This is a genomic window from Actinotignum stranguriae (assembly GCF_051265215.1).
Lineage (GTDB): Bacteria > Actinomycetota > Actinomycetes > Actinomycetales > Actinomycetaceae > Actinotignum > Actinotignum schaalii_C.
Map to the genome: position 1 here is coordinate 1 of NZ_JBOZCJ010000043.1, position 2,070 is coordinate 2,070.

Here is a 2,070-nt window from a genome sequence, read left to right on the forward strand (position 1 = left end):
AGCTCAATAAGGCTGACTTTTCGTTGCTATGGCAGGGCAAACCCCGGATATAAGACCCACCATTTGTCTATTAGCCCTTCCTTATGACTCCTGATATGCCAGGAAGGCGGTAAGAACCTCCGGTATCTCGTACCATCCTCGTGCTTACGGCCTGTATACCCAAGCGCATCTAAACGCTGAGCATCCCGACCGGCGGGAGGACGGGTATATTTTTCAAAGCTGTACTTCACATGTTGTACATGCGAAGTACAGCTCGGAAAAAGAACCCCCACCCCGCCGGGACTGCTGTTACTCCTGTAACGAGTGGGAATCATGGGCACGCTGCTGGCCTCGCCTCACCTGCTACAGCACCAGCGAAGCAATCCACCCTGCGATAAGCAGCGGGATATTGAAATGGATAAAGGTGGGGATAACCGAGTCGCGGATATGGTCATGCTGGCCGTCCGCATTGAGCCCCGCCGTCGGCCCTAAGGTGGAATCCGAGGCAGGCGAACCAGCATCTCCCAGCGCACCGGCCGTGCCGATAATCGAAACGGTGGCCAGCGGGGAGAAACCCAACGTGACACACAGGGGCACGTAGATCGCCGCAATAATCGGAAGCGTGGAGAAAGATGAACCAATCCCCATCGTCACCAACAGGCCAACAAGTAGCATGGCCAGCGAAGCCATCGCCTTATTACTCCCGAACATCGCCGCGGTAGCGTTCACAAGCGGTTCGATCTGCCCGCTCTCGCTCATCACATTCGCGAAGCCCTGGGCGCTAATCATAATAAAGCCGATAAGAGCCATCATTTTCATGCCGCCGGTGAAGACATCGTCGGCCTCGTGCAGCTTGATGGCGCGCGAAAAAATGAAAACGCACAGACCCACCAGCGCACCCACCAGCAGCGCATCAGCATCCGAGTCCACCGCATTGAGAACCAGCTGGATCCCGAAGCACACCAGAATCGCCACCAATGAGACCACGATGCGGTAGCGAGAAATAGCCGGGGTCGCACTAGCACCCGCGCCGCTCGCATCACCCGCGCCGTTCGCACGAGCACCCGCAGCACCCGCGCCGCTCGCACTAGCACCCGCAGCACCCGCGGCACTCGCATCTACGGCCACGTCCCGATACTCGCGCGGCTTACGATACGTCACGAATACCGCGAGCAGCAGACCGACCACCATACCCGCCGCCGGAATCGCCATCGCGCTCATCACGTTAATACCGCTCACGTCCATCCCGGCCTTCGCGATATTCCCCAGCAGAATATCGGTCAGGAAGATCTTCCCGAAACCGATAGGGAGGAACATGTACGTGGTCACCAATCCGAACGTGAGTGCACACGCCACCGCCCGCCTATCCAGACGCAGATTATTCATAACCACCAGGAGCGGTGGGATAAGCAGCGGAATAAAAGCAATATGCACCGGGATGAGGTTCTGGCTCATCACCGCCATCGCGCAGATCCCGGCTAGCATGGCCCAGCGGGTAAAGGCACGCTTGCGAGCGCCCCTCCCGTCAGAACTGCGCAGATGGCCGAGCATCCACTGCGCCAGCAGATTCGGAAGCCCGGAATAGGCCACCGCCATCGCGAAAGCACCGAGCAGCGCGTAGGAGAGCGCAATTTTCGCCCCGGCGCCCAGGCCTTCCTGGAAGGCCACCATGGTCCCTTCCAGGCCCATCCCGCTGAGTAAACCACCGGCGAGCGCGCCGATAAACAGAGCCAGTACCACGTGCACACGAAGTACCGCGAGGAGGAGCATCAAACAAACAGCCACCACAACAGCATTCATAAAGCTGAATATACCCAGACTGGGGCGCCCGCTGGATAAGTATCCATAAATGCGCGGCTTTTCTATTATTACTTGCACTACTGGCCGCGTGCCGCGACCGCCCTGGTGTCGTTTCGCTGCGGCTCCGTTGCCCGCGTACCGTATTTTTATCGACGACGCCGCGCAGCAATAGCCCAGCTCAACCCATGAATAACCACTCGGGCGGCTAGCCCTTCCACCCGGCTCCCGCTCCCGGAGACGCCAATGGCGGGATCCACGCCGGGGGAGAAACGCGAGGGCTACGGCAAGTTG

Annotated in this window: 1 protein-coding gene; it reads right to left on the bottom strand. The window is 59.1% G+C overall.

Annotation, left to right across the window (positions count from 1 at the left end):
* Positions 1-342 precede the first annotated feature (342 nt).
* Positions 343-1,779 carry a Na+/H+ antiporter family protein gene (locus ACRQEG_RS09450; protein WP_320757351.1) on the bottom strand — a complete coding sequence of 479 codons (1,437 nt, stop codon included), beginning with the start codon at positions 1,777-1,779 and terminating at the stop codon, positions 343-345.
* Positions 1,780-2,070 lie beyond the last annotated feature (291 nt).